The sequence below is a fragment of the Streptomyces ziwulingensis genome (assembly GCF_039542605.1).
GTDB lineage: Bacteria > Actinomycetota > Actinomycetes > Streptomycetales > Streptomycetaceae > Streptomyces > Streptomyces ziwulingensis.
Genome location: NZ_BAABIG010000024.1, coordinates 78,020 through 90,453 on the forward strand (window position 1 = coordinate 78,020; position 12,434 = coordinate 90,453).

The 12,434-nt window shown below is 71.2% G+C and carries 14 protein-coding genes and 1 pseudogene; 8 read left to right on the forward strand and 7 right to left on the reverse strand.

Features of this window, described 5'->3' with window-relative positions:
• Positions 1-68: 68 nt before the first annotated feature.
• The 3 genes and pseudogenes from ABEB00_RS14045 (at position 69) to ABEB00_RS14055 (ending at position 2,045) form a co-directional block, all read left to right on the forward strand.
• Positions 69-1,232: a hypothetical protein gene (locus tag ABEB00_RS14045; RefSeq protein ID WP_345619883.1), complete on the forward strand. Its 1,164-nt coding sequence runs from the start codon at positions 69-71 to the stop codon at positions 1,230-1,232.
• A gap of 28 nt (positions 1,233-1,260) precedes the next feature.
• A pseudogene (locus ABEB00_RS14050) lies at positions 1,261-1,508 on the forward strand (Tn3 family transposase); the annotation flags it as partial.
• Positions 1,509-1,616: 108 nt separating this feature from the next.
• Positions 1,617-2,045, forward strand: coding sequence for a Tn3 family transposase (locus ABEB00_RS14055; RefSeq protein WP_345619884.1), 429 nt, complete (start codon positions 1,617-1,619; stop codon positions 2,043-2,045).
• Between the two features lie 138 nt (positions 2,046-2,183).
• Here ABEB00_RS14055 and ABEB00_RS14060 read toward each other — a convergent pair whose 3' ends face one another.
• Positions 2,184-3,053 (reverse strand): hypothetical protein, encoded by an 870-nt coding sequence (locus ABEB00_RS14060; protein WP_345620046.1) that lies wholly within the window; start codon positions 3,051-3,053, stop codon positions 2,184-2,186.
• Positions 3,054-3,366: 313 nt separating this feature from the next.
• Here ABEB00_RS14060 and ABEB00_RS14065 point away from each other — a divergent pair, with 313 nt between their 5' ends.
• Entirely contained in the window at positions 3,367-3,867 is a 501-nt protein-coding gene (locus tag ABEB00_RS14065; RefSeq protein ID WP_345619886.1) for a zinc finger domain-containing protein, read from the forward strand.
• Between the two features lie 247 nt (positions 3,868-4,114).
• Here ABEB00_RS14065 and ABEB00_RS14070 read toward each other — a convergent pair whose 3' ends face one another.
• Entirely contained in the window at positions 4,115-4,267 is a 153-nt protein-coding gene (locus ABEB00_RS14070; protein ID WP_345619887.1) for a hypothetical protein, read from the reverse strand.
• A 346-nt stretch (positions 4,268-4,613) separates the two neighbouring features.
• Between ABEB00_RS14070 and ABEB00_RS14075 the strand changes: the two genes are divergently transcribed.
• From ABEB00_RS14075 to ABEB00_RS14085, 3 genes are all read left to right on the forward strand, one after another.
• Positions 4,614-5,519, forward strand: coding sequence for a YceI family protein (locus ABEB00_RS14075; protein WP_345619889.1), 906 nt, complete (start codon positions 4,614-4,616; stop codon positions 5,517-5,519).
• Positions 5,520-5,937: 418 nt separating this feature from the next.
• Complete coding sequence (locus tag ABEB00_RS14080; protein ID WP_345619891.1) at positions 5,938-6,876, forward strand: TauD/TfdA dioxygenase family protein; 939 nt, start codon at positions 5,938-5,940, stop codon at positions 6,874-6,876.
• 131 nt (positions 6,877-7,007) lie between these two features.
• Positions 7,008-7,511: a MarR family winged helix-turn-helix transcriptional regulator gene (locus tag ABEB00_RS14085; RefSeq protein WP_425586491.1), complete on the forward strand. Its 504-nt coding sequence runs from the start codon at positions 7,008-7,010 to the stop codon at positions 7,509-7,511.
• A 45-nt stretch (positions 7,512-7,556) separates the two neighbouring features.
• On the opposite strand, the gene ABEB00_RS14090 is transcribed toward ABEB00_RS14085, so the two are convergent.
• Complete coding sequence (locus ABEB00_RS14090) at positions 7,557-7,961, reverse strand: anti-sigma regulatory factor (RefSeq protein WP_345620047.1); 405 nt, start codon at positions 7,959-7,961, stop codon at positions 7,557-7,559.
• 231 nt (positions 7,962-8,192) lie between these two features.
• On the reverse strand, positions 8,193-9,353 hold the full coding sequence (locus tag ABEB00_RS14095) for a PP2C family protein-serine/threonine phosphatase (RefSeq protein WP_345619894.1): 1,161 nt from the start codon (positions 9,351-9,353) through the stop codon (positions 8,193-8,195).
• Between the two features lie 186 nt (positions 9,354-9,539).
• Between ABEB00_RS14095 and ABEB00_RS14100 the strand changes: the two genes are divergently transcribed.
• Positions 9,540-10,025: a MarR family winged helix-turn-helix transcriptional regulator gene (locus ABEB00_RS14100; RefSeq protein WP_345619895.1), complete on the forward strand. Its 486-nt coding sequence runs from the start codon at positions 9,540-9,542 to the stop codon at positions 10,023-10,025.
• Between the two features lie 367 nt (positions 10,026-10,392).
• Here the strand turns inward: ABEB00_RS14100 and ABEB00_RS14105 are convergent, their stop codons facing one another.
• The 3 genes from ABEB00_RS14105 to ABEB00_RS14115 form a co-directional block, all read right to left on the reverse strand.
• Positions 10,393-10,596 carry a cold-shock protein gene (locus ABEB00_RS14105; RefSeq protein WP_028964611.1) on the reverse strand — a complete coding sequence of 68 codons (204 nt, stop codon included), beginning with the start codon at positions 10,594-10,596 and terminating at the stop codon, positions 10,393-10,395.
• A gap of 363 nt (positions 10,597-10,959) precedes the next feature.
• Positions 10,960-11,193, reverse strand: coding sequence for a hypothetical protein (locus tag ABEB00_RS14110; protein WP_345619896.1), 234 nt, complete (start codon positions 11,191-11,193; stop codon positions 10,960-10,962).
• A 120-nt stretch (positions 11,194-11,313) separates the two neighbouring features.
• Positions 11,314-12,309 carry a mechanosensitive ion channel family protein gene (locus tag ABEB00_RS14115; protein WP_345619897.1) on the reverse strand — a complete coding sequence of 332 codons (996 nt, stop codon included), beginning with the start codon at positions 12,307-12,309 and terminating at the stop codon, positions 11,314-11,316.
• Positions 12,310-12,434: the final 125 nt, after the last annotated feature.

Sequence of the window (12,434 nt, forward strand, 5' to 3'; positions counted from 1 at the left end):
GGCGGGGCCACCCGGCTCCGGGCGCGTCGGCGGACGGCGCCGTGCCGTGCCGTGAAACCACGGGCTCGTTGGAGCTGCCCGCGGACCTGTTCGCGGACGTGTCGGAGAAGCTGGTGGACGCGTGGCGGGCGCGGGCTTCGAAGGAGTACCCGGCGAACCTGGAGCGGATGAAGCATGCCCGGCGGCTGACGCTGCTGGCCGCGTTGTGCCATGGGCGGCAGACGGAGATCACCGACTCGCTGGTGGACCTGTTCATCCAGCTCGTCCTGAAGATCAACACGAGGGCGGAGCGGAAGGTCGACAATGAGCTGAACGCCGAGCTGAAGAAGATCCGGGGCAAGGAGGGCATGCTGCTGCGGGTCGCCGAGGCGGCACTGTCCGAGCCGTCCGGCACGGTACGACGGGTGATCTACCCGGTGGTCGGCGGGGAGAAGACGCTGACGGCGCCGGCGGCGGAGGCCGCGGCGAACGAGGCCCGCTACAAGGCGCGGGTCCGTACGGTGCTGCGCTCGTCGTACTCGGCGCACTGGCGGCGGATGCTCTCGCCGCTGCTGGGCGCGCTGGAGCTGAAGTGCAACAACACCGCGTACCGGCCGGTGATGGACGCGATCGACCTGCTTCAGCGCTACCTGGAGCAGCCGTTGAAGGAGGGGGCGTTCTTCGATCCGGCGGAGAGCGTGCCGTTGGCGGGGGTGGTGCCGGATCAGTGGCGGGCGGCGGTGGTGGACGACACGGGGCGGGTCGAGCGCGTCCCGTACGAGCTGTGCGTGCTGGTCGCGCTGCGGGACGCGGTGCGCCGGAGGGAGATCTGGGTGGTGGGGGCGAACCGGTGGCGCAACCCGGAGGACGACCTGCCCGCCGACTTCGAGGACAACCGGGACGTGCACTACGCCGCTTTGGGCCAGCCGCAGGACGCCCGGGCGTTCATCGCCGCCCTGCAAGGCAGGCTCCGCACCTCGCTGGACCGCTTCGAGGGTGCGCTGGCGCAGGGCACGACGGGCGGGGTGGCGATCGTGAAGAAGCACGGCGAGCCGTGGATCAGGGTTTCCCCTCGGGCGAAGCAGGAGGAGCCGGAGTCCCTGGTCGCCGTCAAGGGAGAGATCGAGCGGCGCTGGGGCACCATCGACCTCCTGGACATCTTGAAGTACGCCGCGTTCGACACGGACTTCATCGCCGAGTTCACCTCGGTGGCCACCAGAGAGACATGCGTGCGGCCCTGCGCAAGCTGGTGAACGCCACTTTCGCAGTCCGGGACGAGATGTGGTCGGCACCGGCACCGCGTGCGCCTCCGACAGCCGCAAGTTCGGCGCCTGGTCCTCGAACCTGATGACCGAGTGGCATCAGCGCTACCGGGGCCCCGGGGTGATGATCTATTGGCATGTGGAGCGGAAGTCGGTCTGTATCTGCTCCCAGCTCAAGAGCTGTTCGGCCTCCGAGGTCGCCTCGATGATCGAGGGGGTGCTGCGGCACTGCACCGACATGGAGGTGGACCGGCAGTACACCGACACCCACGGTGCGTCCATCGTCGGCTTCGCCTTCGCCCACATGCTGGACTTCAAGTTGATGCCCCGGCTGAAGAACATACGTACCAGGCGATCGAGGAACTCGGGCGGGCGGTGCGTACGGCGTTCGTGTGCGACTACCTCGCCGACGTCGAGATGCGCCAGGAGATCCACGAAGGGCTCCAGGTGGTCGAGAACTGGAACTCCGCGAACAAGGACGTCTTCTACGGCAAGGACGGCGACCTGGCCGGGGCCGACAAGGAGTCCCAGGAGGTCAGCATGCTCGCGCTGCACCTGCTCCAGTCCGCGCTGGTGCACGTCAACACGCTGCTGACGCAGGAGGTCCTGGCCGATCCGAAGTGGGCGGACAAGCTGCCCGACGCGGACCGGCGGGCGCTGTCACCGCGGTTCTGGACGCACGTGAATCCGTACGGCCGGTTCGAGCTGGACATGAACAGCCGCCTCGACTTGGACCTGTCCATCCGGGCGACGGTGCCCGGCCCACGCACCCCGCACGTCGAGGCAGCCGAGACCCCAGCGTGACACCCGGACTGCCGATCCTGGTCGGAGCCGTGAGCAAGACGATGTCGCCGGGACGCCTCAGCGCCCAGCAACATACTGAGTGGCCGGGCTATTGGAAGAGCCACACGCCCCGGCCGTCGTGGGGACTCCAGCAATGGCCTATTGGATCAGGCCGGTATGCGTATAGCACTTCGGGCAGAAGTAGAGCTGCAGATTATTCGCGTCGGAGACCTGGATACCGGGCGGGTTCGACACAACGTCGTTGTCGATCACGGCGATGGCCTGCTCCTCGTTCGGGACCCAACCCCTTCTGTAGTCACGACATTCATCCGAGGCGATGGTCAGCAACGGGCTCATCGCGGCGGCACAGTTGATGCAGAACCGGGCGATGGGATCGGTGAGGCCCCATGGCGGCCAGCCACCGACCTTCCAGCCGGGGGCTTCGGACAGCTCGTCGGAGTAGAACTCCTCCGGAGCGGCCTCGTAGGAGTCATCTATCTCGACGCCGGCTGCCTGCCACGCGCTCCAGTCGCCCAGTTGCTGCTGCAGGTCCTTGTCCAGCTCCAGAATGTTGGGGTACTCGGTGACTTGCTCCGGTGCGAGCACGCACGGCTCCGGCGTGTAGCCGTACTGCGCCTCGGTCGGTTTGGGCGGCGAGGCGAGGACGTGGGTGACGTCGGCGGCGGTGCGCCAGAACAGCTCGGTCGTAGGCTTGTGCTCCGGCGGGTGCTCCGAGGGACACCACAACACCTGGAGCAGATCGGTCCGTCCGGGAGGCCGCAGCAGGGGCACGTCACGCACGTACAGCTGCGCCACTGGCAGAAGGGGAGAGACCGGACCCTCGTGCCACTTGTCGCAGTACAGCCAAGGCTGATCGGCCGGCCACAGCAGCGGCCCGCCGACCGAACTGTCGTACGGCGACGGAGAGCCGGGGCGGGGATGCAGTCGGGTTGTCGTGCGTGCCAGCGGGGCCAGTCGCGGGAAGACCGCGGCCACGTCGATCGGCCGTGGTGGGGTGGTACGGATGATGTTCACGGCGGCGATACTGCCAGCCGTCTCTGACAATCGGCGTACACCGAGATCAGCCGCGGCCCCATCCTTCCCGCGCGAAGGCCACCACCGCGTCAGCATCGGTACACCGCTCGATCGCTCACCAGACCCCGCGCGCTCTACACCGAGGTCGAGGCATGGAGTCGTTCTCATGAACAACCCTTTGCCCGAGCAAGATCAAAAAGGGTCCGACGGAGGCCACCGAGAAGCGAATCGGCTCTCAGAACCCGTTCGCACGCAAAGGTGACCGGGGAGGGGTTCTGAGACTTGCGTTGTGCGAAAATCAGGGCCCATGACGGCCCTTCAAGGCCCCTTCGCCGGACCAGAGTCCGAAGCCGACCTCGTCGAACGCCATCCGTGCCCGAAGTGCGAGGCCGCCCCGGGCTCGCCGTGCCGCTCGCGCAGCGGGGCAGTCACGAGTGCCTACCACACCGGCCGCTTCACCAAGGTGCCGAAGCTGGCGAAGGAACTGCGGGTGCCGGCCCCGGCCAACCGAGGGCCGGGGCAGCCCTGGCGTCCCGGCAAGTCGGTTCCCGCGGCCGTCGATCCCAGTCTGCCGAGTGCGGACATCCGCATCGGGTACGCCCGGTGCTCACACCTCAGCCAGGAGCTCGACTCGCGGCTGGACACGCTCGCCAAGCACGGGATCAGCAGAGACAAGATCTTCAGCGAGAAGATCAGCACCCGGATCAAGGTCCGCCCGCAGTTCGAGGGGGCACTGAGGACCGCCCGCGAGGTCAAAGCCCATGCCCCGCACTGCCGGGTCATCTTCACCGTGTTCGAGATGAAGTGACTTGGACGGGACGCGGCGGAGCTCACTGCCCTCGCGGACCATTGACCGAGCACGGCCTGGTGCTGGAGATGCTCGCCGGGCCGCTGCCCGGCACTACGACCCCACCGGCCCCGGCAAGCCGCTGTTCGGCTTCTTCGCCGCGATGGCGGAGACGGAGCGGGAGAAGACCCAGACGTACCCGGAGGCAGTCGAGTCGGCACACGCCGACTTCGCCGCCCTTCAACAGCGTGACCACAGCCCTGTGTAGTCACTCAGCGCTACATGTCCGTTCGCCGTAGCTATACGAGTACAGGGCCGTGATCAGCGCCGCGCGACGCCGGGCGACCCGGCGGCAGCACAACTCGGCCAGGACCGGGTCCTCCACGACGGCGTCGGCGACGACCGATCCCGATTCCGGCACGACAAGGCTCCCGAGGGCTGCCGGCGCCGCCCTCCCGTGCCCGCCGCAGACGCGTGAGCGAACGCGAGGTGAAGAAGTCGTGTGCGACTGGGAAGGCCGCTGGAAGGAGTGAGCCGACGCCGCCGGGACGGTCTCAGCGTATCGGCCAGGCTCCGGTGACCGGCCACCGCCGTAGCCCTTGTCGCAGCCCCCGGGGTCGGCCGTGTCGTACCGGGGCACTCGTGACCACCGCCCCGGCCCCCATGATCGCGACCCGCCGACTGTCGTATCCTGCCCCGGGGCGTTGCCTGTGCACACCATATGCGCGGAGCACCGCAACCCGCCCACCCCCACGAAAGGTGCACACATGGCCCTCGGGCTGCTCCGACGCCGTAGGAACACCAAGGCTCCCGCGGGATTCGTCCTCCCCCTCCCGGCCGGCGCCGGCGGAGTCGGCCGTACGGTTCTGGACCCGGTGGACCAGCCCTTGGCCGGTGCCGACGTCACGGTCACGGCGCTCGACACCCACCAGGTCCTCGCGCGCGGCGCCACCGACCCCTTCGGCCTCTTCATGGCCGCCCTGCCGCCCGGGCGCTACAGCATGCTGATAGTCGCCGAGGGTCTGGAACCGCACCGCGAGACCGTCGAGGTCACCGGTGGCAGCGGCCCCGTCCCGGGTGTGGTCCGGCTCCAGCCGGCCCGGCAGCTCGCGCTGCCGCCCACCGGCACCTGGCTCTTCGACCCGCCGCACACCGCGATCCGGTTCATCGCGAAACACGTCGGCATGGCCCATGTGCACGGCCGCTTCGAACGCTTCGACGGCGCCATCCACATGGCCCCGGACATGTCCGACACCCGGGTCCAGGTCCGGATCGACGCCGCCAGCCTCACCACGGGCAACACCACGCGCGACAACCACCTGCGGTCGGCCGACTTCCTCGACGTGGAGCACTACCCGTACATCGACTTCGTCAGCTCGCGCTTCGCCTACCGGGGCGGGAGCAAGTGGGTCCTGCACGGGACGCTCAGCATGCACGGGGTGAGCCGCTCGGTCGGGCTGGAGACCACCTACCTGGGCACGGTCAACGGCGGCTACGGCGAGGAGCTGCGCTGCGCGGCCCTGGCGACGGCGGAGCTGCACCGCGAGGACTACACCCTCAACTGGCGGTCCATGCTGGCGCGCGGCATCGCGGTGGTCGGTCCGACCGTGCAACTGGAACTGGACGTGCAGGCGATGTACCGCAACGCCGACACCCCCACTCCGCCGGAGTAGCCGCCGCCCCGCGCGCTCCCCGGACCGCCTCTCCCGGACCGCCGGGGGCCGCCGGTGACAGCTCCGGGTCCCGCATCCGGGCGGCGGATCGATTGACAGCGGCGGACCGGTGATCACACAATCGGTCCATGACCACCGCCTGGTACGACTCGATCACGGGGCTCTCCTGTCGCCCCTGTCGTACCGGGTGCGAGCGCTCCGGCCGTTGACCGGCTGACCGCCGCCGAGCCTTTCCGCTCGCCGCACCCCTCCTCCAGCGCGTCGGCGCTTCCTCGGGGCGGCGGGCGGCACGGAGCCTGTTCTCCCTCTCCTCCCGCCGCCGTCCGTCCCGGACGTCCGCGCCGCCGCGCTGTGAGCGGGCAGCCGCCCCACCGCATCCCATACGGCCCGCGGAGACCGGGTCGAAGGAGAGGACCCCATGACCGCCACCGTTTCCGGTCCCGCCGCGCTGCTGCGGGCCGCACGCACTCCCGAGGACGGCCTCCACGAGGGACCGCGCCTGCTGCGCCGGCTCCCCGAGGGCTGGGAGGAACGGCCCTACACGCTGTTCGACATCGTCCCGCAGGCGCGCACGATCGGCGCCGAGATCCGCGGCGTGGACCTGTCGCGCCCGCTCACCGAGGCCCTGCGCGGGGAACTCGACCGGGCGCTGCTGGAGTGGAAGGTCCTCTTCTTCCGCTCCCAGCACCTCGCACCCGACCAGCAGCGCGCGTTCGCCCGCAACTGGGGCGAGCTGGAGACCAATCCGCTGCTGGCCACCGGCTCCCGCGAGGACGTGGTCCGCTTCGACAAGGGCGGCGCCGCGGCCCCGACCTTCGAGAACGTCTGGCACACCGACGTCACCTTCCGTGAACGCCCCGCGCTGGGCGCCGTCCTGCAACTGCGGGAGGTGCCGCCGTTCGGCGGGGACACCCTGTGGGCGGACATGGCCGCCGCCTACGACAACCTCCCGCGGGCGGTGCGGGACCGCATCGACGGGGCGCGTGCCGTGCACGACTTCATCCCCGGTTTCGACCGCTTCTACGGCCCCGAGCGGCTCGCCCCGTTCCAGGACCTGTTCCCGCCCGTGGAGCACCCCGTCGTCCGCAGGCACCCGGACACCGGCCGGCGGACGCTGTTCGTCAACACCTCCTTCACCACGCACATCACCGGTATGGACCGCGACGAGAGCGACCGGCTGCTGCGGCTCCTCTTCCAGCAGGCGCACGTCCCCGAGTACCAGGTGCGATTCCGCTGGCAGCCCGGCGACATCGCCTTCTGGGACAACCGCGCCACCCAGCACTACGCCGTGAACGACTACGGCACTCGGCGGCGCGTCGCCGAGCGCGTCGCCATCACCGGCGACCGTCCGTACTGACCCGCGTACGCCGGTACGGCATACGGATCGTTACGGGCCGGTGCCGCTTGCGCCGGAGGGCTCCGGGTACAGCGTCTGCATGACGGTGGCACCTGTACGGCCTGGGGTTCGCGCAAAGTGATGATCTCGTGATCCCTCCGAACGGTCCCGGCGACGTACCGACGCGGCGGCCGGGCGCCGATCCGCAGTCGGTGGCGAGAGAGATCGCCGACGCCGTGGAGGGCCTCACGGAACTGTGGTCACTGGCGGCGCAGCAGGCGGCCCTGCGGCTCTCCCCGCACCAGTTGCGGGCGCTGCGGGTGCTGGAGGCGCAACCGGGGCTGAACCTCACCGCCATGGCCGGGCGGCTGGAGATCGGACTGCCCACGGCGAGCCGGCTCTGCGACCGGCTGGTGGCCGCGGGGATGCTGGAGCGGGAGCTGCACCCGCACGACCGTCGCGAGGTGCGGCTGAGCCTCACCGGCCAGGGGCGGCGGGTGCTGCGGGAGGTGGCCGAGCGGCGGACCCGGGCGCTGGCGTCCGCCCTGGCGGAGCTGGACCCCGGTGACCGGGCGGCCCTTGGCCGCGGTCTGGCGTCCCTGGCCGCCACGCGCCGTACGCGGCCCGCCCGGGCCCCGGCGGCCGACGAGGGGTGAGCGGTGGTCCCGGCCGGTTCCCGCGGCCGCGCCGCGGGCTGCCGGTCACAGACCGGCCGGGGCCGGCTCCCAGGCGACGACGGTGATGGTCGTGCCCCGGCCGGGAGCGGTCTCCAGCGTGAAGTCGTGCACCAGCCGCTTCGCGCCGCTCAGCCCGAGGCCCAGTCCGCCGCCGGTGCTCCAGCCGTCCGTCATGGCCTGGTCCACGTCGGGGATGCCGGGGCCCTCGTCGGTGAACACGAGCCGCACGCCGCGGGCCCGCCCGCGGTGCAGCAGGGCGATCTCCAGGTGCCCCCCGCCGCCGTGGAGGAGGGTGTTGCGGGCCAGTTCGCTGGCCGCGGTGACCAGTTTCGTCTGCTGGACCAGGCCGAAACCGGCCTCGGCGGAGACCTTGCGGACCCGCTGCCGGACCCAGGTGAGATCCACGTCCGAGCCGATCGGCGCGGTGATCGGCTCCGTGACCGGCTCGGGGGCCGCGGGCGCCGGGCCGAAGGCGGCCGTCACCCACGCCGCCCGTCCACCGCGTCCTGCTGCGACACCCGCATCGTCTCCTCCGCGCGGCTCCCATGGCCGCCGTCGGTCGTACCGCCCCGACAAATTATTGCTGTATGACAAACATTAGCCCCGGTCGGACGCCGTGAACAACACGGGCTCCGCGCGCCGGGGCCGGCCGGGCCGAGGTCAGCGTCCGTGCCAGTCGAGGCAGACGACGAGGGCGTCGTCGTCCGGCGCGGACCGGCCGCGGTGGCCGGTCAGTTCGCGCAGGACGGCGCGCGGGACCTCCGCGGCGGGCAGCAGGCGGGTGGAGTGGACGGCCCGTGTGAGCGCGGAGTCCCCGTACGCCTCGCCGCCGGGCGAGTGGACCCCGTAGACCCCGTCGCTGACCGAGACGAGGCGGTCGCCCGGCCGGACCTGGAACTCCTGTATGACGTAGTCCGTCTCCTCGAACATGCCCAGCGGCAGTTGCGCCTCGAAGTCGATCCGCTCCACGCGGCCGTCGCGCAGCCGCAGCAGCCGGGGGGATCCGGCGTCCACCGCGCGGACCCGTCCGGTGGCGAGTTCGAAGTCGAACATGAGCACGGAGAGATAGCGGCGGCCCTGGTAGTGGGCGTAGATCGCCTGGTCGGCCAGGCAGGCCTGCTCGGCGAGCGGGAGGCCGGCCCGCCGCGCGTTGCGCAGGGCGTTGATGGCGAGGTTGGTCAGCAGCGACGCCTCCGCGCCCTCGCCCATGCCGTTGGTGACGTACAGCGAGAGGGTGTCGGCCGTCACCGACCAGTCGTAGTTGTCGCCGAAGGTCGCGTAGGCGGGTTCCAGTTGGGCGCCGAGTTCGTACTCGGGGCGCGACGAGGAGCGGCCGGGCAGCAACTGCCACTGCATCTCCGCGGCCAGGGTGAGGCGGTCCTTGCGGCGCGCCTGCATGTACAGGTCGGTGTCGCGCTCGGCCACGACCAGTTCGTGGGCGAGCGCCTCGGCGATCTCCGCGAGTTCGTCCAGCCGGTCGCGCAGGTGTTCCCCGGCCGGCAGGACCACGGAGAGCACCCCCTGCCGGTCGCCGCGCACGGTGACCGGCAGGTGCACCTCGGCACAGTTGTCCGGCGCGTCCGTCACGAACGGCTCCTGCGCGCCGAAGGCCCGCCCCGCTGGGCTGTTGTGCACGGAGACGGGCTCCAGGGTGTGCGGCAGCACGGAGACCGGCTGCAGCACCGTCAGGCCGTAGTCGGCCATGAGCAGCTCGACCGACCGGGCCGCGTACTGCTCGGCGAGCACCCGGCGCAGGGCGTCGAGCAACTCGTGGGGGGCCGCCGCACGCAGGGCGCGTACCGCGGTCACGAATCTGTTCACGGGAGTGAGTACACCTGTCCTTCACCTGACCACTTGACGAAATTGTGCACCGGGCGGCAGCCGGGCGGCGACCGGCCCGGGGCCGCGTCGCCGGGCCGCGCCGGGCCCGGCCGCCGGGCGGGAGGCCGACGGGAACGTGACGACAGACCCTAGTAGGCTGGCGGACGTCCCAGAGCCTGCGAAAGTGTGACTGTGACCGCTTTCCGTCCCCGCCCGGAACCCGACGAGGTCGCCCGCGTGACCGCGACGGTCGCGGAGCTGCTGGAGGTCCTGTGGGGCCGGGCTTCGACCGCGCCCGCCTCCGCGTCCCAGTTGCGTGTCCTGCTCATCCTCGAACACCACGGGGGGATCAATCTGCGTACCCTCGCCGATTCCCTGGCCTCCACGCCGCCCTCCACCAGCCGTCTGTGCGACCGGCTCCAGGCCGCGGGTTTCATCGAGCGGGTGACGAGTCCGGCCGACCGGCGCGAGGTGAGCCTGCGGCTCAGCGGCCCGGGTCGCGCCTTCCTCGCCGACCTGCGGCTGCGCAGGGAGCGGGAGGTGCGGTCGGTACTGGCCCTGATGCCCGCCGCCGAGCGCACCGCGCTGCTGACCGGACTGGAGGCGTTCCGCGACGCGGCGGCGACGAGGATCCACGGCGACAGCCGCCAGAGCGACGACCGTACGGCCTGAGCCGTCCCGGCGCGCGGCGCGCCGGCCGGCCGCGGACCGCGTCGGCGCCCGAGGGCCGGCGTCCGTTTCGGCCACCGGCGCGTCTCAGAGCCCTGTTCGTTCACGTTCGACACGGCCACGACGTCCGGGCGGCCGCCTCCTCTCGGCCCACGGGTACCCCGCGATGGCCGAGATGTGCCTATGGCGTGTGCAAAACGTGGCGACGGTCTGCGGCGGGGTACACCCCTGCCCACGCGGTCCGGGTGCGCCGGCCGCTCATGGCGGTGTGCGCCCGGCGCGCGCGGGGGCGTACGCCGGGGAAAACGGCGACGCACGGCGCCCGGGGAGCGAGCGCTCCCGGAACACCGTGCGTCGGCCTGCCGCCCGGTCAGGCGGGGGTGATGTTCTCCGCCTGCGGGCCCTTCTGGCCCTGCGTGATGTCGAAGGTGACCGCCTGGCCCTCCTGGAGCTCGCGGTAACCGCTGGCGTTGATGTTCGAGTAGTGCGCGAAGACGTCAGGACCGCCGCCGTCCTGCGCGATGAAGCCGAAGCCCTTTTCCGAGTTGAACCACTTGACGGTACCGCTGGCCATGCCTTTGCCCTTTCGGCCGGTGTCGGATCCGCACCGCGCGGACCCGGAGGTGATCGTCTTGGTCTTCAGGCACTGCACAGCGAAACGCCCGCACCTCGGCGCGGGCAGGTACGGGCCAACCACGACATCTGCCCATGACGCTACATGGCGACGACCGACCCCACCAGTAATCTTCGCGCCGGAACTCGCACCAACAGCCCCTGAATCCGCTTCCGGGGAGCGGGGTGGACGGTTCCGCGCCGGCCCACCTGCCGGAGGCGATTATTCCGCTACGTCGCGGGGAACTGTCACGCGCGAAGGCCGGGCCCGGACCGCGCTGCGGTCCGGGCCCGGCCTCGATGTCCGGCTGGTCGCGGGGAGGTGTCAGTGGCCGGACTCGATCTCCAGCCCACCGCCGCGGTGCTGCTCGGCCTTGGCCGCCCAGGTGACGCCGTTCTCGCCGCCGACGTTCATGAACTCGCCCCTGGCGCGGTGCTCGAAGAAGCCGCTCTCCAGCTCGAACCCCTGCGGGTTGTCCGACGCACTGGCGGTACCGGCACCCATCGCGGCGGCCGACAGGGCGAGCAGACCCGCGGCCACGAACGTACGCATACGCATGCGTGTCTCCATATCTCGAAGTGGTTGGACGTCGCCATGCTGTCCCGCGTCCGCGCACTTCGTCCCGCGACCGCGCCCATGATCACCCGAAAGCCACGCCGTGCGGGGGGTGACACCCCCTCATCGGAGCAACGACGGGGCGCTGTCCGCGTCGTCCTCCTTGCGCAGCCACAGGGTGCGCTGCGGGAACGGGATGTCGATGCCGGCCGCGTCCAGGGCCTCCTTGACACGGCGGCGCAGCTCCCGGGTGACGCTCCACTGCTGGAGCGGCACCGTCTTCACCGCCAGACGCACCACGACGGCGTCCGCGTCCAGCGACTGCACACCCCACACCGAGGGCTCCTCCAGCAGGACGCCGGTGAAGGCCGGGTTCTCCCGCAGCGACCGCCCGGCCTCCTCCAGCACCCGGTAGACCTCGTCGAGGTCGGAGTCGTAGGCCACCGCGACGTCGAGTACGGCGCGGGCCCACTCCTGGCTGTCGTTGCGCACCCGCGCGATCTCGCCGTTGCGGATGTGCCACAGGCCGCCGTTGAGATCCCGGACGTGGGTCAGGCGCAGACCGACGTGCTCGACGTCGCCGACGGCCTCCCCGAGGTCGACGGAGTCCCCGACGCCGTACTGGTCCTCGATCATGATGAGCATGCCGGAGAGGTAGTCGGCCACCAGGCTCTGCGCGCCGAAGCCGATGGCGAGGCCGACCACGCCGGCACTGGCCAGCAGCGGTCCGAGGGCGATGCCGACCTGGTCGAGCACGAGGGCGACGGCGACCGCGAAGAGCACGATCGAGACGATGCTGCTGAGGACCGAGCCGATGGTCTTCGCCCGCTGTTCCCGCCGCTCGCGCACGCGCGAGCGGTCGCGGTGCAGGACGGCCGGGCCCCGGCCGCTCCGGCGGGCCGGCTCCCGCGCGGGGCCGGCGGGTTCCAGGATGCGCTGCACGACGCGGGTGATGGCGCGCTTGGCGAGTACCCGGACCAGGGCCACGCCGATGACGATGAGGACGATGCGCAGGGGTATCCCGATCAGCGCCTCGGTGTGGTCGCGGGCCCAGTCCGGCATCGCGAGCGCCTGCTCCGTCGAGGTGTCGAGGGCCGAGGGATCGGGTGCGTACGCCATGGACCGACTTGCTCCTGTACTGGTGGGGGGATGCCGTGCTACCGGACGCGCCTACCCAGGACCCCGCGAAGCAATGACCGGCGCGCCCTCGGGCTCCTCGCGGGCGTGCCGGTCGCGGCGGCCCG